21 protein-coding genes are annotated in these 22,632 nt (G+C 56.2%); 12 read left to right on the plus strand and 9 right to left on the minus strand.

The features are described 5' to 3' along the window. Window positions 1-17 precede the first annotated feature (17 nt). The 4 genes from AB6729_RS02170 to AB6729_RS02185 form a co-directional block, all read right to left on the minus strand. Window positions 18-1,955: a capsule assembly Wzi family protein gene (locus tag AB6729_RS02170; protein WP_371079911.1), complete on the minus strand. Its 1,938-nt coding sequence runs from the start codon at window positions 1,953-1,955 to the stop codon at window positions 18-20. A 233-nt stretch (window positions 1,956-2,188) separates the two neighbouring features. Beyond that, a complete protein-coding gene (locus AB6729_RS02175) occupies window positions 2,189-2,824 on the minus strand; it encodes a hypothetical protein (protein ID WP_371079912.1) in 636 nt (211 codons plus the stop codon). A 188-nt stretch (window positions 2,825-3,012) separates the two neighbouring features. After that, complete coding sequence (gene xseB / locus AB6729_RS02180) at window positions 3,013-3,237, minus strand: exodeoxyribonuclease VII small subunit (RefSeq protein ID WP_371079913.1); 225 nt, start codon at window positions 3,235-3,237, stop codon at window positions 3,013-3,015. 15 nt (window positions 3,238-3,252) lie between these two features. Next, window positions 3,253-5,130 (minus strand): bifunctional homocysteine S-methyltransferase/methylenetetrahydrofolate reductase, encoded by a 1,878-nt coding sequence (locus AB6729_RS02185; RefSeq protein WP_371079914.1) that lies wholly within the window; start codon window positions 5,128-5,130, stop codon window positions 3,253-3,255. 145 nt (window positions 5,131-5,275) lie between these two features. Here AB6729_RS02185 and AB6729_RS02190 point away from each other — a divergent pair, with 145 nt between their 5' ends. Beyond that, window positions 5,276-6,784: a hypothetical protein gene (locus AB6729_RS02190; protein WP_371079915.1), complete on the plus strand. Its 1,509-nt coding sequence runs from the start codon at window positions 5,276-5,278 to the stop codon at window positions 6,782-6,784. A 76-nt stretch (window positions 6,785-6,860) separates the two neighbouring features. Here the strand turns inward: AB6729_RS02190 and lpxD are convergent, their stop codons facing one another. From lpxD to AB6729_RS02205, 3 genes are all read right to left on the minus strand, one after another. Then, complete coding sequence (gene lpxD / locus AB6729_RS02195; RefSeq protein ID WP_371079916.1) at window positions 6,861-7,784, minus strand: UDP-3-O-(3-hydroxymyristoyl)glucosamine N-acyltransferase; 924 nt, start codon at window positions 7,782-7,784, stop codon at window positions 6,861-6,863. After that, window positions 7,784-8,755, minus strand: coding sequence for a lysophospholipid acyltransferase family protein (locus AB6729_RS02200; RefSeq protein WP_371079917.1), 972 nt, complete (start codon window positions 8,753-8,755; stop codon window positions 7,784-7,786). Before AB6729_RS02200 ends, lpxD begins: the two co-directional genes overlap by 1 nt. Before the next feature lie 87 nt (window positions 8,756-8,842). Then, window positions 8,843-9,199, minus strand: a complete 357-nt coding sequence (locus AB6729_RS02205) for an ArsR/SmtB family transcription factor (RefSeq protein WP_371079918.1) — start codon at window positions 9,197-9,199, stop codon at window positions 8,843-8,845. A 48-nt stretch (window positions 9,200-9,247) separates the two neighbouring features. Here AB6729_RS02205 and AB6729_RS02210 point away from each other — a divergent pair, with 48 nt between their 5' ends. From AB6729_RS02210 to AB6729_RS02225, 4 genes are all read left to right on the plus strand, one after another. Beyond that, window positions 9,248-12,415 carry an efflux RND transporter permease subunit gene (locus tag AB6729_RS02210; protein ID WP_371079919.1) on the plus strand — a complete coding sequence of 1,056 codons (3,168 nt, stop codon included), beginning with the start codon at window positions 9,248-9,250 and terminating at the stop codon, window positions 12,413-12,415. Continuing rightward, window positions 12,412-13,662 (plus strand): efflux RND transporter periplasmic adaptor subunit, encoded by a 1,251-nt coding sequence (locus tag AB6729_RS02215; protein WP_371079920.1) that lies wholly within the window; start codon window positions 12,412-12,414, stop codon window positions 13,660-13,662. The genes AB6729_RS02210 and AB6729_RS02215 overlap by 4 nt, the downstream gene beginning before the upstream one ends. Beyond that, the gene (locus AB6729_RS02220) at window positions 13,646-15,088 is read left to right on the plus strand and encodes an efflux transporter outer membrane subunit (RefSeq protein WP_371079921.1); all 1,443 of its coding nucleotides are present in this window, start codon (window positions 13,646-13,648) and stop codon (window positions 15,086-15,088) included. Before AB6729_RS02215 ends, AB6729_RS02220 begins: the two co-directional genes overlap by 17 nt. Before the next feature lie 169 nt (window positions 15,089-15,257). Next, on the plus strand, window positions 15,258-16,376 hold the full coding sequence (locus AB6729_RS02225) for an exo-alpha-sialidase (RefSeq protein ID WP_371079922.1): 1,119 nt from the start codon (window positions 15,258-15,260) through the stop codon (window positions 16,374-16,376). A 183-nt stretch (window positions 16,377-16,559) separates the two neighbouring features. Here AB6729_RS02225 and AB6729_RS02230 read toward each other — a convergent pair whose 3' ends face one another. Further along, window positions 16,560-16,895 (minus strand): STAS domain-containing protein, encoded by a 336-nt coding sequence (locus AB6729_RS02230; RefSeq protein WP_371079923.1) that lies wholly within the window; start codon window positions 16,893-16,895, stop codon window positions 16,560-16,562. Between the two features lie 100 nt (window positions 16,896-16,995). Here AB6729_RS02230 and AB6729_RS02235 point away from each other — a divergent pair, with 100 nt between their 5' ends. Genes AB6729_RS02235 through AB6729_RS02255 form a run of 5 tightly spaced genes read left to right on the plus strand, consistent with a single transcriptional unit; the run spans window position 16,996 to window position 19,776 of the window. Next, window positions 16,996-17,316 (plus strand): J domain-containing protein, encoded by a 321-nt coding sequence (locus AB6729_RS02235; protein ID WP_371081180.1) that lies wholly within the window; start codon window positions 16,996-16,998, stop codon window positions 17,314-17,316. Continuing rightward, complete coding sequence (locus tag AB6729_RS02240) at window positions 17,313-18,467, plus strand: ThiF family adenylyltransferase (RefSeq protein ID WP_371079924.1); 1,155 nt, start codon at window positions 17,313-17,315, stop codon at window positions 18,465-18,467. The genes AB6729_RS02235 and AB6729_RS02240 overlap by 4 nt, the downstream gene beginning before the upstream one ends. Beyond that, entirely contained in the window at window positions 18,464-18,745 is a 282-nt protein-coding gene (locus tag AB6729_RS02245) for a hypothetical protein (protein ID WP_371079925.1), read from the plus strand. The genes AB6729_RS02240 and AB6729_RS02245 overlap by 4 nt, the downstream gene beginning before the upstream one ends. After that, window positions 18,742-19,230 carry a ubiquitin-conjugating enzyme E2 gene (locus AB6729_RS02250; RefSeq protein ID WP_371079926.1) on the plus strand — a complete coding sequence of 163 codons (489 nt, stop codon included), beginning with the start codon at window positions 18,742-18,744 and terminating at the stop codon, window positions 19,228-19,230. Before AB6729_RS02245 ends, AB6729_RS02250 begins: the two co-directional genes overlap by 4 nt. Before the next feature lie 15 nt (window positions 19,231-19,245). Continuing rightward, window positions 19,246-19,776 carry a Mov34/MPN/PAD-1 family protein gene (locus AB6729_RS02255; protein WP_371079927.1) on the plus strand — a complete coding sequence of 177 codons (531 nt, stop codon included), beginning with the start codon at window positions 19,246-19,248 and terminating at the stop codon, window positions 19,774-19,776. Between the two features lie 6 nt (window positions 19,777-19,782). Here the strand turns inward: AB6729_RS02255 and AB6729_RS02260 are convergent, their stop codons facing one another. Beyond that, window positions 19,783-20,577, minus strand: coding sequence for a hypothetical protein (locus AB6729_RS02260; RefSeq protein ID WP_371079928.1), 795 nt, complete (start codon window positions 20,575-20,577; stop codon window positions 19,783-19,785). A 169-nt stretch (window positions 20,578-20,746) separates the two neighbouring features. Here AB6729_RS02260 and AB6729_RS02265 point away from each other — a divergent pair, with 169 nt between their 5' ends. Together AB6729_RS02265 and tssK are read left to right on the plus strand one after the other, a co-directional pair. After that, complete coding sequence (locus AB6729_RS02265; RefSeq protein ID WP_371079929.1) at window positions 20,747-21,259, plus strand: hypothetical protein; 513 nt, start codon at window positions 20,747-20,749, stop codon at window positions 21,257-21,259. A gap of 30 nt (window positions 21,260-21,289) precedes the next feature. After that, window positions 21,290-22,621 carry a type VI secretion system baseplate subunit TssK gene (gene tssK / locus AB6729_RS02270; RefSeq protein ID WP_371079930.1) on the plus strand — a complete coding sequence of 444 codons (1,332 nt, stop codon included), beginning with the start codon at window positions 21,290-21,292 and terminating at the stop codon, window positions 22,619-22,621. Window positions 22,622-22,632 lie beyond the last annotated feature (11 nt).

Genomic DNA, 22,632 nt, shown 5'->3' on the forward strand with positions numbered 1-22,632 from the left:
CTGCTTTTCATCGGAATTTACTGCGGTGTCTTCAGGCTGGGGTACCACGTTACTGTGAAGGCTGCTGTGGTGGAACCCTGTTGCCCTGCTTTCCAGATGGGAGCTTTCCATCGCTCTTCCTGAAACCAGGCATTCAGTTCCACATCGCGTGTAAGACGCTTTACCAGATCGACGCGGAAGCTGTTCTGCGTGGTGCCACCCGCAGGAAAGTCATTGCCGTTTTTCTTGTGGAGGTACTGTAGTGAGACCCATTCATTCCCGCTCAGGTGATAGGTAAGCCATGCCTGGCCGCCTTTGGCTTCGCGGCCGATCCAGTGGCCGAAGATCACTCCGCTGTTCGTCATGCCCTGCCGCTGAATGGTTTCATAGTAGTTTCCCTGGCCTCCGGTGGACCTGCTGGTGACGAAGTCGGTGTACACACCCTCTACGCGCAAATCGAGCTTGGGTGCGTAGGGAAGACGCGTGAGGTAAAGGCCCGAGAGCCACCCGGCGCGCCGCGGAGCACTGATAGGAAACACATCATCATGGGTTGTGGAGTCGACGTACAGTGTCGCCAACTTTCGCACGAACGGCAGGCGATAACTGAAGGTGACGGAAGAAAAGCGTGCGCCCGGATCGTCGCGCGAATACTTTTCCTGGACCGTTGTGTCGTTGAAATCAAAGAAACCCTTCAGGAAGGTATGCAGCGTGATGGGACCGTGTTTCTTGCCGCCCCAGATGATCGTTCGTTGAAAGCCGAATTGAAAATTTTTCGTTGGTGCGAAATCAATTTTTTCCGAATGAGCCCACGGGGAGTTGGGGTAAGTGTGTCCCTTCAGGCTACCCACAAAAAAGTCATAGCGCGTATCTCCCAATAGCCTGCTGACCAGAGGAATGTGGAGTGGTTCCACGCGATTGATACGGAAGGCGTAAATGTTGTCCGCGTTGTTGGACCATTGCATGGCACCACCCAGAGCAGGTCCAAGCCAGGCATCGCTCTTGCCGATGGAGACTTCATGATTGAAGACATGGGCTGCAAACGTCGCTTCGATCAGATGGAAGCGGTTGACCGCGGGCACAGGCCCTTCGGGAATGGTGTCCTGGGGACGATTGGTTCCACCGAAGTAATCCTGCGAAGGATTGTTGTAGGAAATGCCATCCAGATTGGAGAGGGCACTGGCCAGCGCATAGCTGTAACCTTCGTATCCGGGCGCGTGCTGGTATTCGCCACGAACGCGCAGGGAAAACGGCCCCAGTTCGGTGATAACTGAGCCGCCGTCATAGGTGTTGAAGCCGCTGGAGTAGGGGCGGCCATAGTCGTTGATGAAGGTCTGGCCCAGGTGCCAGCTATCGCGCAGAACGGTGCCGCCCACGCCCCGCATACTGACGTAAGCAGAGGAAACGCCGGTTATGAGCCCACGTTTCGTCAGGCCGTTTGCCGATGGTTCGTCGCGCAGTTCATAGAGAATTTTGTCCAGAATCTCTTCGGATTCGGTATCTCCTTCATCGCGGATGGCGCCTTCGCTTTTCTCCAACATGTGCAGGACGCTGCGGCGGGTCCATGGACGCAGACTGAGGAACGCGGAATCAATATAGCCGCGTGAATACAGGCGCAGGAGCGCGGGGTAAACCCAGCTATCCATGTCGATGTATGGGGATCCAAGCCAATAATCGTCGAATTGAGCAGGGATCGGGGCCGGACTGAAGGCATTGCGGGCCACATTTGGGTGTTCTTTGGTGGGTTCAGCTTCTACGACGGGCTTATCGGCCTCCGTATAGGGGCGAGGCAGGGGAGCTGCGGGTGGAGGTGCAGATGTCTGGACCGGATTGGCGGGGGGATAGCTCGGCACAGACAATGGATCGACTGGCGATGGCTTCGGGGTTTGTACCGCCGGTGCGTCCGGGGGAGGGGATTGTTGCTGGGCGAATGAGTGGAAGGGCAACAAGGTGGCCCCAAGAACAGCAGCGGTTGCCATGCTCCGATGCACGGCAAGCAGCTGCGATCTCAAAATTGCACGAGTACATACTTCCAAGCGGACCTCACGGGGAATGAGCCTTGCTCGTATGATGGCTGGAAACGGCAGTAAGATGTTCCAAAAAAACGCATGGCGCGCTTTTCCGCATCCGTCTGCCTTGCAGGCCACAGGACACGTTGACCCTGATTAAGGATTCAGCGTGGAGTGATGTGTGTCCGCATGTTCTGCCTTGGTTAAGCCTGGAGCAATCCACGCGCTTGCAGGCGTTCTTCCATTCCAAGGATGGAGTCCGTCGCGCCCGGCATGGCAATGGCATGAATCACCGATCCGCCCCATCCATTGCGTGCCCGCAGAAGGGATTCCTGCATCACGCGGCATACTGCCACCGCATCGGCGGCGTCGACGGGAAGGATCGGAATCCGGGTGGACTTCATACGCTTTTCTGTAAGGGCCCTTGGTTCGATCTCGCTTTTTACAACGACCAGCAGAGGGAGGTCATTGGATTCCATCAATTTTAATGTCCCCACCAAAGATGGGAAATCGTGTAACAAGGCGATGGTCACAGGCTTTGGTTCACGCACAGAATGCATGGACTGCAGTGCCATGCCTGCGGCGACCGAGGCGCATTCCTCTGTTGAGCCGTTGCAGGCGACGGTATGGAGTGACGCAATCGAAACAGGAAAGTAGCTTTCCACGGCGGTCTTCAGCAGGGGAAGTTTGCCAGCGGTCACTACGGTATCGCGACGGTGCAGCTGCGAAAGGATACCGGCCAGCAGGGACTCCGGTTCTGCCACTGCGGATGCTTTGACGTTGCGTGTCACATCGGTCCAGGTGGAGGTTTCCCGCTTTGCGCTGCGAAGCGCCTTCATGGTTTCATATATCTTCCGCATCGCGGTATCGCTGATCGGTGGCTTACCCAAGCAGGCGTTCTCCCAGTTCCAGTGGCAGTGTGAAGTTCGAGTATCGCATTCCGCAGGGCTTCGCTCCATAGCGATTCCGCACGAAGTTCGCTTCTTCGAAATGGATTGTTGGGAGGCGCGATTTCAAGGCAGTCGATTTACTCGTCTTCGCTCAGCGCGAGATCTTCCGCTTCCATCTTGCGACCACGTTGCAGTAGGACCTGGACACGGCCTTCCGCCGCATCCAGTTCCTTCTTGCAGGATTCTGACAGAGCGACGCCCTGTTCAAAGAGCGCGAGAGATTCTTCCAGGGACAGGTCGCCCTTTTCCAGTCGTTCCACGACGCTTTCCAGCGATTTCAGCTGCTCTTCAAAGGTTGCCATGTCCGTTTCCTGATCCTACTCCGCTGTGATCGGTACCAGCAGAGCTTCCAGCACTTCTGCTGCTGCGGTATAGCGGGCGAAGGGAGCACTTACCTGAACGCCCTGCACCATGGGCTGTGCCTCGGCCAGCATTTCCTGCGCAATGCGGACGCCTTCTGCACGCGACTGCTCCGGTGTTCCGGCATGAGCGGCCATGCGATGCAGAATCTGCTCCGGCATACGCACTTTCAGGTCGTTCTTCATGAACTCCGCATTCTTTACGCTGGTCAGCGGCCAGATGCCCGCGACGACAGGGATGCGGAAGCCTTCGATGCGTTTCAGGAATGTCTCCAGTAATTTCAGATCGAAGACCGGCTGCGTGATGGCGAACTCAGCTCCTGCTTCCACCTTGGCTGCAAAGCGACGGACTTCGAGGTCCAGATCGGGCACGCCGGGATTCGCCGCGCAGGCCAGTACAAACCCGGTGCTGGCGCCGATGCTCTGGCCACCAATGTCCAGGCCATGATTCATGTCGCGCAGAACGCGAGTCAGGCCGACCGCATCAACATCAAAGACGCCGGTTGCATCGGGATAATTGCCCATCTTCGGCGGATCGCCTGTCAGGCAGAGGATGTTCTTCATGCCGAGCGATGCCGCGCCCAGGAGATCGCTCTGGATGCCGAGGAGATTGCGGTCGCGGCAGGTGAAGTGAATGATGGTTTCAATGCCGACCTTCTGCTCGATCTGAAGGCACAGGCTGCTGGCGCTCATGCGTGTGCTGGCACGCGGCGAATCCGGCACGTTGATGGCGTGCACGCCGAGCCGCTTCAGCATACGTGCGCCTTCGAGTTCCCGCGTGGAATCAAAGCCTTTGGGCGGGACGATTTCCACCATGGTGATGAATTCGCCGGTGGCGATGCGACGGCCAAGCTGTGAACGCTCTGCCAACGGTGCGGGGGCGATCAGCGCGGCGGTGGGTTTATCTCCTACCTGCGCTATACCTTGCGCCTGCGACTGGATCGCCTTCACGCTGGAACGCATGGCGCGAATGTGCTGCGGCGTGGTGCCACAGCAGCCACCAATAATCGTTGCACCCAGACGCATGGCCTTGCGGGCAAAGCTGGCGAGATACTCCGGCGAGGAGAGATAGATGCTGCGGCCGTCCACGCAACTGGGAACACCTGCATTAGGCATGGCGGCGAGGGGCAGCGAAGTCACCCGACGCATGCGTTCGATGGTGTCCAGCACAAGCTGCGGGCCGTCGCTGCAATTGCATCCGATGGCATTTGCGCCCCACTCAGCCAGTCGTTGCGCCGCCTCTTCCGGTGACGTGCCGTCCGAGACATTCCCCGCATCGGTCACGGTGACCATGGCGATGATTGGCAGATCGGTGCTCACCTGATGAATAGCGTCGATGGCGGCTTTTGCTTCCGCCATAGAGGTCATCGTCTCCACCACGAGCAGGTCCACGCCCGCATCGACAAGTGCCTGAACCTGTTCGCGATAGGCGGCGGTCATGATGGATGCATCGCGTTCCGGTTCTGGCAGGCCAAGTGGGCCGAGTGCGCCAGCAATATAGGCATGGTGTGCGTGCTTTTCGCGGATAGCATTTGCGGCTTCGAGGGCGAGTTTCACCCCGGCGGCATTGATCTCTGCCACTTTATCTTCCAGGCCGAAACGCTTCAAGCGAATGGCATTCGCACCAAAGGTGTTGGTCTCCAGAAGTTCCGCGCCTGCAAGCAGATATTCCTCATGAATATCGCGGACCAGCTTCGGCTCGCTGAGGTTTAATTCGTCGAAGCAGCGATTGATAAAGATGCCACGCGCATACAGCATCGTCCCCATGGCGCCATCGCAAAGGATGGGGTGGGAGCCGAAAATACGGTCGGTGGTGGGCGGAGAAACTTCAGACATAGATGTCTCCCTATCCTACTTCGTTCAACGGTTCACAGTTGGGTTCGTCCAACCTGTACCCGTTCTGCAAATCAGCCTGTTTGCTTTGGTATACTTGGGCAGGTTGCGGACAGGGAGATTCCCGCAGCAACATTGAGGTTTTCCGTTGAAGAGTGTTTCCGTTGCGCGGTCGGCAGCCGCCCTCCTGTGTGCCACCGTCGTTGTTCTCCTGACGGGTTGTGGATATCGCCCCTATAAGACCACAGAGAATCAGTTCGCCGGTCGTCCTGTTCCGCCGTCGAAGCTGACTCAGCGCGTGATGGTCGCCATCTCGCAGGCATCGCTTCTTGGCGGTGGTCTGGAAGTGTTGGATGCCAAGCGCGATATCCGTTCCAACGTCTATGTAGCGAATAGCACCACGATGATTAGCGCTTACAGCAGTAATGCGAAGAGCATCATCAACTATCCGGAGCAGATGCGCGGCTACGTGTACAGCTCGGATGGTGCTATCAATACGATTAACTATTCGACAGAAGCCGCAGCCGGCACCACGGCGGCCACCACGGGCGCTCTGTCCTCGTATTTTGTGTCGCAGGATGTGTATTCGGTTCTGACAGCGGTAGAGAGCAGTGGCCTCTTCGTTATGAATGCTCCGTCAACGTCGTCGGCCACAACGAGCTCGGTCATGGCGACCTACTCGTTTCCGATTCCCAGCGTGTACAAAGTGGTGGCAAATCCGTCCCACAGCGTAATCCTGCTGATGCTGCGCAATTCGAATATGGTCTACCGTGTTCTGCAGCTGAACAGCGACCAGTCCGGGAACCAGCCGGCACCTGCAAATTCGCTGACCTGTATGCCGGTTAATAATCCGGTGTACTGCATCGTCCCGGTGGGTGCAACACAGACCAACGGAACCGTCTCCGAGCCCAGCTTTCACCGTCCGTACGACGCATACTTCTCGCCGGATGGATCGCAGGTGTACTTCCTGAACTGCGGTCGCGAATGCGGCGGGACGTCAGCAACGGGTGACGATGTGGCCGGTGTGTCCTTTGCCAACCTGAACACGCTCCGCATCGACTACTATCCGCCCAGCAGCACCTATGTCTCGCCGGTGACCAGCTTCACGGCGGTTCCGGGCGGCGCTACGGCCGCAATCTCGGATGGCAACACGCTGTATGTGGCAGGGCAGTCGCTGCAGACAGATGGCCTCTTCGGTGGCAACCTGTCCGTGATTCCGCTATCCACGAAGACCATCTCCGCGACGTACTCCATCTCCGATGGAACGCACACGAAGATGCTCTTCGCTGATAACAACACGCTCTGGATCGGTTCTTCCAATTGCGCCAGCGGTGAACGTCAGGCGCACAATCAGAACTACAACTGCCTGACACGCTATGACATTACGAACAGGGCTGCAGCCATTGTTCCGAATGTCACGCCTGGTGGCGCTACGACTGTGCCGTATCCGAATGAAAACCTGGACAAGTACTACTACGGCAGCCTAACCGGGCTGTGCTGGGTGGAGAATCTGAACAAGGTTTACACCGCGTATGGTGGTCAGGTGCATGCTTTCAACACTGCTGATGGTTCGGAGATCGACAACACCAACATCACCGTGCAGGGAACAGCGACCGACGTGGCCTACATGGACGCGTCTACGAACGTTGCAAACTAATCCAGCATCATAAAAACAAACAACGGCCCGCTATGACGAGCGGGCCGTTGTTTGTTTTTATGATGCTGGACCATTACTAACGGCCCCGGCTCAGGCGTGCCAGATCGCGCAGATACTGCTTCAAAGGACGCGCCGGACGTCCCCAGAAAACCTGTCCGGCCCCAAATAATTTCTTACCGCTGAGTACGCCTGCGCCGCCGCCAAGAATCACGCCGGGACCGACCGTAGCGTGTTCTCCCATGCCGACCTGTCCACCAAGGATTGCTCCATCTTCCACTACGGATGATCCGCTGATGCCAGTCTGCGCTGCAATGATCACGTTGCGGCCAATGCGGCAGTTGTGGCCGATATGCACCAGGTTGTCGATCTTTGTCCCCGCGCCAATGCGGGTTTCTTCCAGCGCACCGCGGTCTATGGTGGTGTTTGCGCCAATCTCCACATCGTCTTCAATCACCAGTGCGCCCTGCTGCGGAAACATCAGGTAGCTGCCATCTGACCTGCGTGCATAGCCAAAACCGAGTGCGCCAAGTATCGCTCCCGCCTGAATCCGTACGCGATTGCCGATAACCACGCCGGGCTCAATGACAACCCGTGCACCGATAAGGCATCCATTGCCGATGCGAACGCCTGCGCCAATCACTGCACCGGGATCAACGCTGGTATTTTCGCCAATCTGTGCAGTCGGATCGATCACTGCAGTCGGATGAATTACCGCGGCTGCTGCCGGGCGCAGACGATCTCCAACAATAGAGAAGGCAAGTCGTGGGTCTTTCACCAGCACGACTCGGTTGTCGTTTTTTTCTGCGGCGATCTTCGTAGAAGCAAGGATGACGCCTGCGCGGGATTGCAGAGCCGCTTCCAGAACATCTGCGGATGAGGCAAAGACGGCTGCATCCATGTCCGCATCTTCGAGAGCGCTGACGCGCGTGATCTTGCCCTCAGAGAGGGAAGAAACAGCTTGTCCGCCGGTCCATTCTGCAATCTCTGCAATGGTTGCCATCAAACTAATTCACCTTGTTTTGCTGTTCGCGATACCGGCAGTGCAGATTCAGTCGAGGAAGTGCGCCGCTTGTAAATTGGTGGCTCACCTTCGGGACGTGTCTTCCAGCGGCGATGCAGCCACAGCCACTGATCCGGATAGCGACGGATGTACTCTTCCGTAACACGGGCAAACAATGCGGTGTTTGCCAGTGCATCGGCTTCGGCATCGTCCGTCTTCTGCAGTTGCAATCCTTCACCGAAGTGCAGGACATAACGTGACTCTTCATCTGACCAAAGAAGAAATCCCGGCACCACCGCTGCGTCTGTCTTGCGTGCAATGCGGGCCAGCCCGCTGCCAGTGCATGCGGGAATGCCGAAGAAGGGAACGAACACACCTTGCGGCGGCGTCATGTTTGTGTCCATTAAAATACCGACTGCTTCGCCCCGATGCATCGCCTTGATGATGCCGCGCGCGAAGTCGTCCTTGTGCAAGACACGATTACCGTGCAGACAACGGATGCTGTTTACGAAGTCGTCCACCAGCGGATTGTCTAACCGGCGAATGACCATACCCATTTGTTCGCCAAGCAGGGAATGGACGAAGCTTGATAGCTCCCATGCGCCCAGATGGCCAGTGAGTATGAGTACACCCTTTCCTTTTGCCTTGGCCGATTGGTAATGTTCAAGGCCTTCGTAACGCATGACTTCTCGCTGCACGAACTCCGGTGAATACTTCGACATCTGACAGAACTCAGCCAGCAGCCAACCAAGGTTGCGGTAGGTTTTTTGCAGGATGGCACGGCGTTCCGCGGCGGTGATGCCGGGGAAGGCGATCTGAAGATTCTGTTCACCAGCGGAGGAAAGCCTGCCTGCGAGTCGGCCTGCAAGTGTGCCAAGCCATGCACCAACAGCACGCGCTGTGTTCCTGGGAAGCATGCGCAGCAATCCTACGACCAGGCGCAGCGCAGCGTATTCCATGCGTTGCCGCATCGTCGCCCGAACCCGCTCTGTTCCAGAAGCATTCAACCCGAACAGTGTACTGCTATTTCGACGTCGAAAACATTGGCGCAGTATGGCTTAATGTCGGTTGAGATTTTGCAGGTAACAGAGATAGGCTGAAAACTTTTCCGGGGCGGAGCGGTAGTAAACGTTCAGCCCTTCCTTACGCGATGTAATAAGGCCGAGATCGGTAAGGACTTTGAGGTGATGTGAGACCGTTCCGGGCGAGAGTGCGTGCTTGTTGCAGACTTCGCCACAGTAGATCTCATCGCCTTCCGCAATTTGCTTGTAAATGGAAAATCGGCTCGGCTCTCCGAGTGCCTTCGCGATCAATGTTGCTTCTTTTTCTTTCATCGCTCTCACACCTATAAGACGTGCCAACTGTGCGAAATGTTCAGAAACGATGAATTCCTGAATCCAACTAATTTGACGCACATCAAAGTAGTCAAAATCTAAAAACGTCGCGTTTATGGAGACGTCGTTATGTGGATAGTCCGTCTTGCGCTCAATAAGCCTTACACGTTTATTGTAGCTTCGATTCTCATCCTTGTTCTTGGGTTCTCTTCGATTGCGACGACACCGACGGACATCTTCCCCAACATTGATATTCCGCAGGTAACGGTCATCTGGTCCTACTCTGGCTTGCCGGCCAAGGAGATGGAGCAGCGCATTACGACCTTCAGCGAGTTCGTAATGGCGGTGGTCAATGATGTGAAGTCGATTGATTCGCAAACCACCAATGGCGCGTCTGTCATCAAGATTTCGTTCCAGCCCCAGGTACGTATTGATGCTGCCATGTCACAAGTGGGTGCTGCAGTAAATTCCATCCGCTTCCGTATGCCACAGGGTGTAAATCCACCTTGGATTCTTCGCTTCAGCGCATCCACGGTACCTATCATTCAGTTATCGCTCTCAAGTGACACTCTTTCAGAGTCAGAGATTTATGACTATGGTCTGTTCCGTGTCCGTCAGCAATTGACGAAGGTTCCGGGAACGCTTCTGCCTACACCCTATGGCGGTGTTGCACGCCAGATCATGGTCGATCTCGATCAAAATGCGCTTCTGGCAAAAGGTCTTACTCCGATTGATGTGACCAATGCCATTAACGCGCAGAACGTTACGCTTCCTTCGGGTACGGCGAAGGTCGAAAACACCGAGTACACCGTTAGTACCAACTCCAGTCCCGTTGATGCATTGTCTCTGAACGATGTTCCCATTAAGCAGGTGAACGGCGCGATGGTGTACATGCGAGACGTTGCTCATGTACGAGATGGCTGGTCCGTGCAGCAGAACGTTGCAAGAGCTAATGGAAAGCCTGCGGCGCTTCTCACCATTATGAAAACGGGATCGGTATCCACACTGGATATCGTGAAGCAGATCAAGGATGATGTGCTGCCTGCATCGCGTGCTGCAGCGCCCAAGGGATTGAAGATTACTGAACTCTTCGACCAATCCATCTTTGTGAAGGCATCCATTGTTGGAGTCCTGCGCGAAGGTCTGATCGCTGCTTCTCTTACGGCGCTGATGATCCTGCTCTTTCTTGGGAGCTGGCGTAGCACCTTAATCATTGCTATCTCAATTCCATTATCGATTCTGAGTTCCATCATTGTCCTCAGCGCGCTTGGGGAAACGATGAATACGATGACCCTTGGCGGTCTTGCGCTCGCGATTGGCATCCTCGTGGATGACGCGACCGTAACCATCGAAAACATTCATCGTCACATGCACGGACAATCTCTTCGCGACGCAGTTCTTATCGGCGCATCGGAGATTGCAACACCTACACTGGTTTCGACGCTTACGATCTGCATCGTGTTTGTCTCTGTCGTCTTCCTGACGGGGCCTGCAAAGTTCCTATTTACTCCGATGGCGCTTGCAGTCGTCTTCGCCATGTTGGCTTCCTATGTGCTCTCTCGCACGCTGGTGCCGGTCCTGGTGAACTTTCTCCTTGGGGCGGAGCACAATTTCGAGGGGCACTCTACGCAGCCTGCGGACAATGCTGGTGCTCCGTCGTTCTTCCGCCGCATCAACGAACGCTTCAACCAGTGGTATGAGCGGCTGCAGCATCGTTACACCGCGGCGCTGGAAGCATTCCTTGCTCATCGTCGGAAGGCACTTTTTGCATCGGTTGCTGTGATGCTTTCAGCCTTCGTTTTACTGCCGTTCATCGGACGCGACTTCTTCCCCAGTGTGGATGCGGGGCAGATTAAGTTGCACATTCGCACGCACCCCGGAACGCGAATCGAGAAGACGAAGGTCATCTTCAGTCAAGTTGAGGATGAAATTCGCAAAACGATTCCGGCCGATGAAACAGAGCTGGTGATGGATAACATCGGACTTACGCCGGAGACGTTTAACTACGCATTTGGCGATGGCTCCACGATCAGCAGTGCAGATGGTGAAGTTCTCATCGCATTGAATGAAAAGCACCATTCCACGCAGGGATACATCAAGCAGCTTCGTGCAGAGCTTCCAAAGAAGTTCCCTGATGAGACGTTCTTCTTCCAGCCTGCGGACATGGTGACGCAGATCCTGAACTTTGGTTTGCCTGCGCCGATTGACATCCAGATACAGGGATACGATCCTGCGAATTACGGCATTGCCAAGCGTCTGCGTGAGCAATTGGCAACCGTGCCTGGTGCTGTTGATGTGCATATGCATCAGGTGGTCGATGCGCCGGATCTGCATCTTGATATCGACCGTGTTCGTGCAGCACAGTTTGGATTGACGCAGCAGGATGTGGCGAACAGCCTATATGTTTCGCTAAGTTCGAGCGCCGCAGTACAGCCAAATTTCTGGCTCGATCCGAAGATGGGAATCACCTACACGGTCGCCGCACAGACACCGCAATACAGCATTGACTCCATTAACGCCCTGCAGAATACACCGATCCCTATGCGCACGATGGCCAATCGGACGGAGGTGTTGGGTAACATGGCAACGCTTCGCCCCGCTGTTATGCCTGTCGTGATCAATCACCACAATGGCGCACCGGTCTATGACATCTACGCGAATACCCAGAACAGCGACCTTGGTTCTGTGGCTGCGAAGGTGAATCGCATTGTGAAGCAGGAGAGTGCGAATCTGCCGCCGGGAACAAAGATTGTTGTTCGTGGCCAGGTGGAGAGCATGAATGAGGCATTCACGCGTCTTGGTGTCGGCCTCACGTTTGCAGCGCTGCTGGTGTATCTGTTGATGGTTGTTAACTACCAGAGCTGGCTCGATCCGTTCATCATTATCTGCGCTCTGCCAGGTGCCTTCTGCGGCATCGTGTGGGCGCTGTTCCTTACTCAGACAACCTTTAATGTTCCATCACTGATGGGCGCCATTATGTCGATTGGTGTCGCTACGGCTAACTCAATCCTGCTTGTCACGTTTGCAAACGAACTACGAGCCAACGGTGAGTCGCCTTTACAGGCTGCTGTAACGGCAGGTTTCACGCGTCTAAGGCCAATCATTATGACGGCCTGCGCCATGATCATCGGCATGTTGCCGATGGCCCTTGGAATGGGTGAGGGCGGCGAACAGAATGCACCGTTGGCCCGCGCTGTTATCGGCGGACTCAGCATGGCAACCTTCGCAACTCTCTTCTTTGTTCCTTTGATGTTCACGTTGATTCACGGAAGAAACACCACTCAGGAGGCCGCATGATTACACAGGAAAACCAGACCCGCGACCGCGTTCAGACACAAAAGGGAAGCCGCATAAAGGCAGTAGGACTAGGGACCGTTATTGCAATTGCCCTGGTCGCTGTTGGCGCCGTACCCAGGATCGCGAGTTATCGTGAAGCACTGGCGGCCACCAATGATGCTCCGGTAATGCACCCGGTCGTCACGGTCATCCATGCGCAGAAGGGCGAGCCTACTTCACAACTCATCCTGCCAGGCAACGTCGAGCCTCTCTATACGGCCAATCTCTTTGCCCGCGTGGATGGCTACGTGGAACGCCGCAATGTAGACATCGGAACAAAGGTGCGAGCAGGCCAGGTTCTTGCTGTCATTTCCTCACCAGAGATCGATCAGCAACTGAGCCAGGCGAAGGCAACCCTTGCTCAATCACAGGCTGCATTGCTGCAGTCGCGGGCTGCACTGGAGCAGGCGAAAGCGAATGCCGAACTTGCGCGCATTACGAAAGAACGCGATCTTCCTCTTGGAGAGCAACATGCCATCTCGCAACAGATTGTCGATTCAGCGGTGCAGACGCACAACGCCCGTGTGGCTGATGTAGCGGCCGCAAATGCGAACATTGCAGCCGCTGAGGCAGCCGTAGTTGCAAACCAGGCAAACGTTGCAAGGCTGCAACAGATGCAGGGCTTCGAACATATTGTCGCTCCGTTTGACGGTGTGATTACACAGCGCAACATTGAACGTGGCGACCTGGTAAGTGCAACGGCTCCTGCTGGTGGGAAGCCACTTTTCAGCATCGCGCAAAGTGACACATTGCGAGTCTATGTCGACGTGCCGCAGTCGGAAGCGGTCAACATCCGTGACGGACAGAGTGCTGTTATCCAGGTAAGTGAACGTCTCGGTCGCAATTACAGCGGAACCGTTACACGCAATGCATCCGCACTGAACGACGCCGCAAGAACGATGCGAACGGAGGTGCAGGTGGCGAACGGCGATGCGTCGTTGCTGCCGGGTATGTATGCGCAGGTTCACTTCACGCTATCGCAGCAGCATGCATCGCTTGTCATTCCTACCAGCTCACTTGTGGTGGACGGTGCCGGTATGCATGTTGTCACGGTCACCTCGCAGCATAATCTCCATTTCGTCCCAGTCACAATCGGAAAAGATATGGGTAAAGAGGTTGAAGTATTAGCTGGATTGAACGGCAGTGAATCGCTCGTTTCAAGTCCGAGCGATGTACTTAGTGAGGGGCAACATGTGGAAGTCCGCTAATCCAAATCATTTGCTTCATCGTGCGGGACGAGCTGCGGTTGCAGCCTTTCTTGTACTCCTCGTTGCCGGTTGCAAGGTGGGGCCGAACTATGCGCGCCCTGCCGTGGTTACGCCTCAGGCATACCGTGGAGCGATGGCGCCTGCGATTGTTAGCGAAACGTCTATTGCAGAGCAGGACTGGCGCACGATCTTTACTGATCCGGTGTTGCAAAGCCTCGTTGATGAAGCGCTGAAGAACAATCTTGACCTGAGAATTGCGGCGCAACGAATTCTTGAGGCGCAAGCTCAAGTGGGCATCATTCGGTCGCAGCAACTGCCCAGTGTCGGCGCTGGCGGAAGCTTCAGCGCACTTCAATTACCAGCTGGACTTGCGAATAAGAATGCAGATGGTACATCCAACGATTTCATTCGTGGAGGCGGATTCAGCGCCTCCGCTGCATGGAACCTAGACTTCTGGGGGCTTTATCGCCGACAGACGGAGGCTGCGCGAGCGGAGCTTCTGCAAACGGAATGGGCTCAACGCGCAACGCGTGCGTCCCTGATTGAGGAGATCGCTACGGCGTACTTCCAACTGCGCAGCCTCGATTCGCAGTTGGAGATTACACAAAATACGATCAAAGCGAGAGAAGACTCGCTTCATCTCACACAGTCGCTGGAACGATACGGAGCGGGTTCGCGTGCGGACACACGACAGGCAGAGGAGCTTCTTCATACCGCACAAGCGAATTTGCCGGAAATCAGGCGGCAGATAGTAATCCAGGAGAATGCCATCAGTGTACTGCTCGGTCACAATCCTCAGGGGGTACAGAGGGGGTTGAGTGTAACGGAGCAGCCACATCCCGCATCTGTGCCTGCGGGACTGCCGTCGGAACTACTGGAGCGTCGACCCGATGTTCGCAAAGCCGAAGCAGAGCTGATGGCGGCCAATGCCCGTATCGGTATCGCAAAGGCGCAGTTCTTCCCGCAAATCTCGCTTACGAGCATGGGCGGTTCTGCAAGTAATCAGCTACAGAGTATCTTCGACGGCAAAAATGCTTACTGGTATGCCGCCGGTTCACTCACGCAACCAATCTTTGCCGGCGGACGCATCACAAGCAACTATAAGTATTCCCAGGCACAGCAGCAGGAGATGCTGGCGAGTTATCAGAAATCTATTCTTAATGCATTCAGGGACGTATCCAATTCTCTCGTGACGTATCGAGAAACGCAGAACCTCCGGGAAGAGCAGCATCAAGTGGTCATCTCCGCAGCCGATGCTGTTCGTCTTGCACGTCTTCGTTATTCGGGAGGAAATACAAGCTACCTTGAAGTACTCACGACGGATACGGATCTGTACGACGCCCAATTGAAGCTGGCACAAGCAGAGGCGCAAGAAGCTGGTTCACTTGTGAATCTTTATGCGGCTTTAGGTGGAGGGTGGAAATAGGCTTTTCAGGGGAAGCTGTCAGTACAACATTCCGAACGCTCCACTGCGTCCGTGTCTCATCGCGGAGACTTCGACGGGTATGCTGGATGCCACTGCGAAGACTCGTAGCGAATTGTTGCGAAATGTAGGGGAGTGGATTTTCATGTACCGATGCGGGATGCGAATGCTGGTGGCAGCATGTGTAGTTTGGGCAGGAACTGCGGGGGCGCAGTGGATCCCTTCCCATGCCAATGATCCTGGCGTGGCGCCTGTGGGCGAGTTCATCTATGCACCCGCAACGGTGACTCCGCAATGCCACGCGTCGACGATTGTGGCTTTGAAAAATGGCGATCTGCTGGCCGCCTGGTTTGGCGGCCAGGCGGAGCGCGCACCGGACGTCGCCATTTATACCGCGCGCAAACACAAAGGCGTATGGTCCGCACCGGTTGAAGTGGCACGCGAAAAGAATGGTGATCAGGGAATCCCGACGTGGAACCCGGTGCTGTTTCATACGCGCGATGGCAAGCTCTGGCTCTACTACAAATATGGTCCCAGCCCGGAAACGTGGGCAGGGATGCGCATGGTGAGCTCGGATGAAGGCAAGACGTGGTCGGCAAAGGAGCGTCTGCCGGACGGTATTCTTGGTCCCATCCGTGCGAAGCCACTGGTGTTGTCCAGCGGTGTGATCGTCAGTGGCTCTTCGAATGAAGGCAAGGATGGATGGCGGGTATTCATTGAGCGGAGTGCTGATGGCGGCAGCACATGGAAGCGAATCGGTCCTTTCACCATAAGCCGGGAAGAAGATGCGGCCGCGAAACCATGGCCTGACCCACCATTGGACTCATCGGAAGTGCGCGCCAAGGACAAGGGGCCTCGCCCCTACTCCGGCATCATTCAGCCGTCAGTAATTTCTCTGGGCGGCAAACATCTGCGTTTCTACGCGCGTTCGAAGACGCTTGCGTCGCGTATCGTCGTGTCCGATTCGATGGATGAAGGTGTGTCGTGGTCCACCCCTCATTACCTGGATCTGCCCAACAACAACTCCGGTCTTGATGTTGTTGCTTTGAAAGACGGACGTGTGGTGATGATCTTCAACGACACAACACGCGGACGGTCCCCATTGAATCTCGCCGTGAGCACGGATGGTGAGCATTTCCGTATCTTTGCCACACTGGAAAAGAGCGAAGGGGAATATTCGTATCCTGCGATCATTCAGGGTAACGACAAGGCCCTGGAGATGACCTATACCTGGCATCGCACCACGATCAAACACGTGCGCCTGGAACTTGCACAGGTTCCTGCACGATAGGGAGTCACCATGTTGCTTCGTCGTCAGCCGGTATGTTTCGTTCTGCGTTGGCAGCAGGGTTGCATGGTGCGTATGACTTCACGCTGCTGCCCGGATCCTCGGCCCGGAAGCTGGACTTGCAGCCGATCGATCTGATCAATGTCGGGCCATTGCCAGAGACATCAAGCCGTTAAATGAGGATGGCTATGCGTGTTCCGCAGCTTCGACGCTGGGGTATAGCTTCAGCACGGTATCTGCTTTCGTAAGAGCAATCAGCATCTGGACACGCTTGGTCGGCAATGTGAGCGCCAGGGTACGGCTTTCCTTTTGCAGCGCTGCGTGTAGCGTCAGGAACGCGCCAAGTCCGGCGGAATCCATATGCGGAATGCCGCTCAGGTCCACGATCACGCGCTTTGCCGTGACAGCTTTCGTTGCAGAGTGGAACTCGGGAAGAACATTGACGTTGAGGGGCCCATCCGGACGCAGAATCACGGTATCCGGCTGAGCGCTCTGCTGCTGCGCGATGGGAAAAGAAGACATGTCGCAACTATGGTAACGGATGTGAGGCCAGGGAACCCAACTGGTTATTGCGCAGCGCTTTCCTGTCTTTACACAATGGAAGATGGGGTGATGTATGCGCATGGACTGGCGGGAACTCGATCCGGTCGAACCGCAGGGTGCTGTGAATGCGCTCCCATGGGCATGGACGGAGCTTTCTTCCGCAAAACGCCCTCAGCCAGACATATTTGCGGCAAGTTGCGCGGAACTTGGGATAGAAGCATCTGCGGATCGAAACGCGATCCAAGCGGCCTATCGCGCCATGGTTCTGAAGCATCATCCAGATAGAGCGCATCCGTCGGTTCGTGCTGAAGCGGAAGAACGGATGAAGCGCATCAACGTGGCATACCAGCTCCTTCTGCGGAAGTATGGCGAAGGAATGCAGAAGGCTTCACGCGTATGAATCCGACAACACATCTGACGCATGCGGACCGATACAGCAGGCAGACGCTGTCCGGCTGGCGACAGGATGTGCTGGCCGGGGCGCGGATGCTTGTGGTGGGGGCTGGCGCGCTTGGTAATGAGGTACTCAAAAATCTCGCGCTCAGTGGTATCGGTCTTGTCGATGTTATGGATTTTGATGTGGTGGAGAGCAGCAATCTGTCGCGCTGCATTTTGTTTCGTGACGAGGATTTGCATTGCATGAAGGCGCGTGTGGTGCCAAAACGGCTCCGGGAAATTTCACCGGAGATCGAAACACGAGCGTTGCCGCTGGATGTCTGCGTGGATGTAGGGGCCGGTTTGCTGCGTGGTTATGACATGGTGCTCGGCTGCATGGACAACATTGAGGCTCGCCTCGCCCTTGGTAGATTGTGTCGTGATGCCGGTGTGGTGTATCTGGATGGCGGTATGGATGCTGCCGGTGGCCAGGTGAGTTTGTTTCATCCATACGATGGTGCCTGCTTTGAATGCGGCATGACGGCGCGGATGTGGGAACGCGTGGCACAGAGGCAGTCCTGCCTTCGCATGGGAACGGGTGAGGAGGAGATGGATTCCATGCCGATGGCGGCAACTGCAATGATGGCTTCTTCCATCGGAGCATTGCAGGCGCAGGAAGCTGTGCGGTGGCTATTGCGTGAAACGGGTAAGACGCATGCGCCATTGCAGCCCGGACAAAAAGTCTGTCTGCAGACCGCACCCTATGGCATGTTTGTGGTTTCTGCTTCGGTTTCTTCGCAGTGCGAAACGCATCAGCGGATCGCAGTGACGCATTGTTTCGCAGGGTCACCCGTGGAAGTCACCGTTGCACAACTGCTGGATGCATTTGCAGCCGATGCGCTTTCGTTGCCGTGGGATGTAGTTACGTGCATGGAGTGCCTTGATTGCTGCGTAGAGGAATGTTTGTTGCCACTGCATCAGATAACCAGAAAGCAGATGCACTGCCCCCGCTGCGGCAGGGTGCGATCACCAGAGATGCAATCCTCGATTGCGCGCGAAGACGCGCTGGCGGGACATACGCTGATGGAACTCGGAGTACCGCAATTGTCCGTGCTTGATCTTTCACGAACCACCATGACCGGCGAAAGCGAAAGGATACGGGTGGAACTGGTATGAGTCTGGACCGCAACGAGACAGGAGAAAAGATGCTCTCGCTCACGCTCTCCATGTATGACCGCAGCCGCCGTGCCGCAGTTCGTCTGCCCGCGAGCACTACGGTTGGCGAACTGCTGACGCAATGTGCTGAACGCTGGCAGTTGCCGGTCACTACATTCGCCTTTCGCGATGTGCAGACGAACTGTTTGTTGCTGGAGTCGGAAGAACTGGGGCTGGCTGGCGTGCAGGATGGAGCAGAGCTTCAATTGTTTCCGCTGCTGGAAGGTGGTTTGCGGTGAGCTCTGTGCGTGAACGCCGTTTGCGAAGTGATTACGAAGCTGTGCAGGCTTTTCTTGTTGCGTCGGGTGGACGAGTAACGCTGGAAACGCACACAGGAACCCCGCCGGAGAGTTATCACTTTGTTTTCCGTTGCCGCAGTGTTGTCGGCATGGAGAATGGCGAGGCGGTATTTGGATCGCAGCATCGTGTGCGTGTCTATCTGCCGGCACAGTATCCCGCGGTTCCGCCAGTCGCATCCTTGCGCTCGCCTCTGTTGCATCCGCATGTATGGCCGAACGGTACGGTATGTCTTGGTCTATGGAATCCGGCGGAGAAGCTGGATAGCATCCTGTCACGTATTGGTGCCATTCTTGTGTTTGATCCGACAGGAATGAACTGGCGCAGCGTTGCGAATGAAGATGCTGTTCCGTGGGCGCGTGAGCATACCCGGGAGCTGCCGCTGGATGCGCTCTTCGGTCTTCCTGTTCCAGAGCTTGTGCTGTAGGGCGCGAGGACTCACATGGATTGGCAGGAATTGGAATCACTGCAACCGGAAACGATCGCCGCGGAGGCGGTGCTGCTATCTGACGACCTGCAACGCTGGAAGTCTGGAGCAGATTCTGCGGTAGTGGTCCATGCAGATGCCATGCAGCAGATGCAGGCTCATGCTGCTTCTTCTTCAAACGAAATCATGGGGATATTGCGTGGCCGCGCATTGGCAGAAGGCGGTAGAACACTGACCCTTGTGCTCCGAGCAGAGCCTACGGAAAAGGCGAGTGAAACACGCACTTCGGTGCACATGACATTGGCTTCATGGCAACAGGCGTGGAGTACCATGCACGATGATCTGCCTATGGTGGGCTGGTATCACAGCCATCCCGGCTTCGGCGTCTTCTTCTCGTATACGGATAGTGCCTCGCAGCGGGCTTACTTCCGTGAACCATGGCAGGTGGGTGTGGTGATCGATCCACATTCGGGTGAGGCGGGTGCGTTCCTCGGTCGTGAGAGCGTTCCTGTGACGATGTGGACAGCGGAACAGATCGCAGGCTGAAGGGGATCAGGCGGTCTGCGCCATGGAAGTCTGCTGCGACTCTTCGGGGATGAAGATACTCTCGGCGGCAAGCAGGCGATGGCACTGCACGCACTCACCGTTAGCTTCGCTGCGCAACCAGTCAGCGGTATCCATGCGATAGGCCATGCCGCAAACGCATGGGATCACTTCTTCACCGGCAGTGAAGGGAACCCCATCGATGGGATCAGCATAGACGCCGTCAATAAATTCGACTGCAGCAACGTGTTCTTTATCCTCTGCAACAGCATCCGTCTTTGCACGCGGTGCAAACTCTCTAACTTTCGCTAGTCGCAGCGAGGCGATGTCCTGATCGTCTTCCAGGAAGAGGATACCCACTTGCTCGCGCGGTAGTTCCGGCGATGCGGCTTCTTCTTCGGCGACGACAGGCTCCTCTGCAGGAGCTTCCAGCGAGAAGAGGAACGGTTCGGAGATAGCGGGCTGCTCAGGCGTGAGAACGTCGTCTATCCAGGAATCGGCTTCGACGACCTGTATCGTGTCCGACCACAGCGGCCTTCTTGTTTCCGGCACTGCATATGCTGGAGCAAACACAGCGGCGACATCTGCGTGCGTCATGGACGCGCTGGCAGCAGGAGATGGAACGCTGCGCGAAGTAACGTAAGGTGTCGCGGTAATGGGGGCCTGCGCACTGGCAAGGCTGTTCTCTAAGGCGCGTTTGGCGCGACCCTGCTGCAATGCGCGGCGCATCAACATGACAACGCACACGCATAAGACGACAAGCAGGCCGAGGTCCAGCCAGAGTAGTTGCTGAATGGTGAACATGACCGGGCCTCCTTCTGCGTACGTCTACCGCTTCTGCCGGTGATTGTTTCATCGGATGAGGACAATGCAACGCGCAACGTTCCGCAGGGTATCCAGTTAGGCATTGCGGCCTGATTGACACCCCCGTAGCCGAAACGTATCGTCAGAGGGCAAAAGGGCATTCCCGCGCATGGCAGACCAGTCGTATCGGAGCGTTGTCGCGTCTCTCCTGGCTGGCGTGTTTCTGCTGGCGCTGATGGGATGTTCCGTCGCCATGAAGCCAGTCCGTGCTGTGGGGTTGGCGCAGAAGGATCTCGTTCTGCAGGTGACGATAGACCCTGATGCGAATGATGCTTCTCCCATAGCTGTCGATGTAGTGGCCGTAGAGAGTAAGAAGGTTGTGGCGCAGGTGACAGGTCTCAGTGCGCAACAATGGTTTGCGCAAAGGACCGACTTGCAGCGCATGAAGGGAAAACAGATAACGGTTCACTCGTGGGAATGGGTTCCGGGTGAGGCGATTCCGGTGATCCATGTGCCTGGTACAACCGGCAGTGATGCGGTGGTGCTGTTTGCCCGTTACAGTACCAAAGGAGAACATCGTGCGGCATTGCCCGCTGTGGGGCGTGTTGTACTGCAGTTGAAGTCAGAGGATTTTGCAATTGAAGTTCCGGGAGTTCCACCCGCGGCAGCGTCGCAGCCGTAAGGATTCAGAAGTGTTTCAAGGAGGACAGGCGTGAGTGTTTCGCTGGTAGCGGTGCCGGGACCCATTGAGTGGCACGACGGCATGCTGCTTACACCGCAGCACTTTGATGATCTGACGATCCGTCTGGAGCGTCTGCTGGAGCACGCCTCCGTCACCTCTGCTCCGTTTAACTGGGGTGTCTTTCGCCTTGGCATCGGCGAAGCGGAGTTGATGAATGGCTCGTTTTATCTGACGGAGTTTGAGGCTATCTTTCCGGATGGTCTTACCGTTTGGCACGATGCTCGTCTCGGTGGCACGCTCGCGCTTGATCTGAACGCGATCGACGCAGAATTAAAAGTCGGGCCGTTCATGATCTATGCGGCGATACCGGCGCATCGCGAGGGAGAAGAGCGTGTGTGGCGCTATCAGCCGGCGCAACCCGGACGCGATGAACTGCCGGAAGCGACCGATGAAAACAATGTGCCCATCCCGCGTCTACAAGTTCGGCTGCAATTGATTGCCTCGCGCACTCCTCCTCCGTCACGTTTTGTCAGCATTCCGTTGGCGCGCCTGCAATACCGCACTGGCGCATTTGTGGTTTTGGATAACTATGTTCCACCAACTCGTCTTCTGGAGAAAGACGCTTCGTTAATCGGCGAATGCATTACGCTGCTGCGTCGTGTGCGTGAGGTGGCCATCGTTCTGCAGCAACAATATCGTTCGCTGTCCGCGCAGGAACGGCAGGACATGGATGTGGCACGCAGGACGGCCGTGCAGCAGCTTGTGGCCATGTTGCCGTATAGCGAGGCTGTACTGGAGGCGGGAGAGGCGCATCCGTTCACGGTGTATACGACACTTTGTGCGCTTGCCGGTCATATCGCCGGTATCTCGTCGGATCCCATTCCACCGAACTTTGCGCGTTACGATCATGCAGACGTGGTGGCGAATTTTGCGGAAGTGAAGGCGTACATCAATCGTGTGCTGGCAGAGAATAGCTCCACGGATTTCCTAGGCATTCCGTTCCAGCATGGCGATGGCACGTTTTACCTAATGTTTGAACCTGCATGGAAGGGCAAGCCGCTGCTGATCAGCATGCGCAATGAAGGTAAGCCCGCACAGGAGATGGTTACGTGGGCTGAGCAGTCGTTGATTGGCAGCTCCATCCTGCAGGACAGCATGCGCCAACGGCGCATCCTGGGGGCACGGCGTGCGCGCGTGGAACGCGAACCGGGGCTGTTCACCGGGCCGGATACACTGCTGTTCCGCATTGGCAATGACGATGAATTTATTCAGGGCGGCGAGATGCTGGAGGTCAGCAGCCGCAACCCGGAGCAGACCTCGGGCGAGCCTGCGGAGATGATGTTGTACATCATGCAGGGATAAACGCCGTCGTC

It is taken from the genome of Terriglobus sp. RCC_193, assembly GCF_041355105.1.
Taxonomy (GTDB): domain Bacteria; phylum Acidobacteriota; class Terriglobia; order Terriglobales; family Acidobacteriaceae; genus Terriglobus.

Bases quoted from the DNA above. Each gene is read 5' to 3' on its own strand.
- AB6729_RS02210 (WP_371079919.1), top strand. From the start codon at position 9,248: ATGTGGATAGTCCGTCTTGCGCTCAATAAGCCTTACACGTTTATTGTA.
- AB6729_RS02245 (WP_371079925.1), top strand. From the start codon at position 18,464: ATGAGTCTGGACCGCAACGAGACAGGAGAAAAGATGCTCTCGCTCACG.
- xseB (WP_371079913.1), bottom strand. From the start codon at position 3,237: ATGGCAACCTTTGAAGAGCAGCTGAAATCGCTGGAAAGCGTCGTGGAA.
- AB6729_RS02240 (WP_371079924.1), top strand. From the start codon at position 17,313: ATGAATCCGACAACACATCTGACGCATGCGGACCGATACAGCAGGCAG.
- AB6729_RS02235 (WP_371081180.1), top strand. From the start codon at position 16,996: ATGGACTGGCGGGAACTCGATCCGGTCGAACCGCAGGGTGCTGTGAAT.
- AB6729_RS02185 (WP_371079914.1), bottom strand. From the start codon at position 5,130: ATGTCTGAAGTTTCTCCGCCCACCACCGACCGTATTTTCGGCTCCCAC.
- lpxD (WP_371079916.1), bottom strand. From the start codon at position 7,784: ATGGCAACCATTGCAGAGATTGCAGAATGGACCGGCGGACAAGCTGTT.
- AB6729_RS02200 (WP_371079917.1), bottom strand. From the start codon at position 8,755: ATGCGGCAACGCATGGAATACGCTGCGCTGCGCCTGGTCGTAGGATTG.
- AB6729_RS02255 (WP_371079927.1), top strand. From the start codon at position 19,246: ATGGATTGGCAGGAATTGGAATCACTGCAACCGGAAACGATCGCCGCG.
- AB6729_RS02175 (WP_371079912.1), bottom strand. From the start codon at position 2,824: ATGAAGGCGCTTCGCAGCGCAAAGCGGGAAACCTCCACCTGGACCGAT.
- AB6729_RS02230 (WP_371079923.1), bottom strand. From the start codon at position 16,895: ATGTCTTCTTTTCCCATCGCGCAGCAGCAGAGCGCTCAGCCGGATACC.
- AB6729_RS02265 (WP_371079929.1), top strand. From the start codon at position 20,747: ATGGCAGACCAGTCGTATCGGAGCGTTGTCGCGTCTCTCCTGGCTGGC.
- AB6729_RS02260 (WP_371079928.1), bottom strand. From the start codon at position 20,577: ATGTTCACCATTCAGCAACTACTCTGGCTGGACCTCGGCCTGCTTGTC.
- AB6729_RS02220 (WP_371079921.1), top strand. From the start codon at position 13,646: ATGTGGAAGTCCGCTAATCCAAATCATTTGCTTCATCGTGCGGGACGA.
- AB6729_RS02215 (WP_371079920.1), top strand. From the start codon at position 12,412: ATGATTACACAGGAAAACCAGACCCGCGACCGCGTTCAGACACAAAAG.
- AB6729_RS02170 (WP_371079911.1), bottom strand. From the start codon at position 1,955: ATGGCAACCGCTGCTGTTCTTGGGGCCACCTTGTTGCCCTTCCACTCA.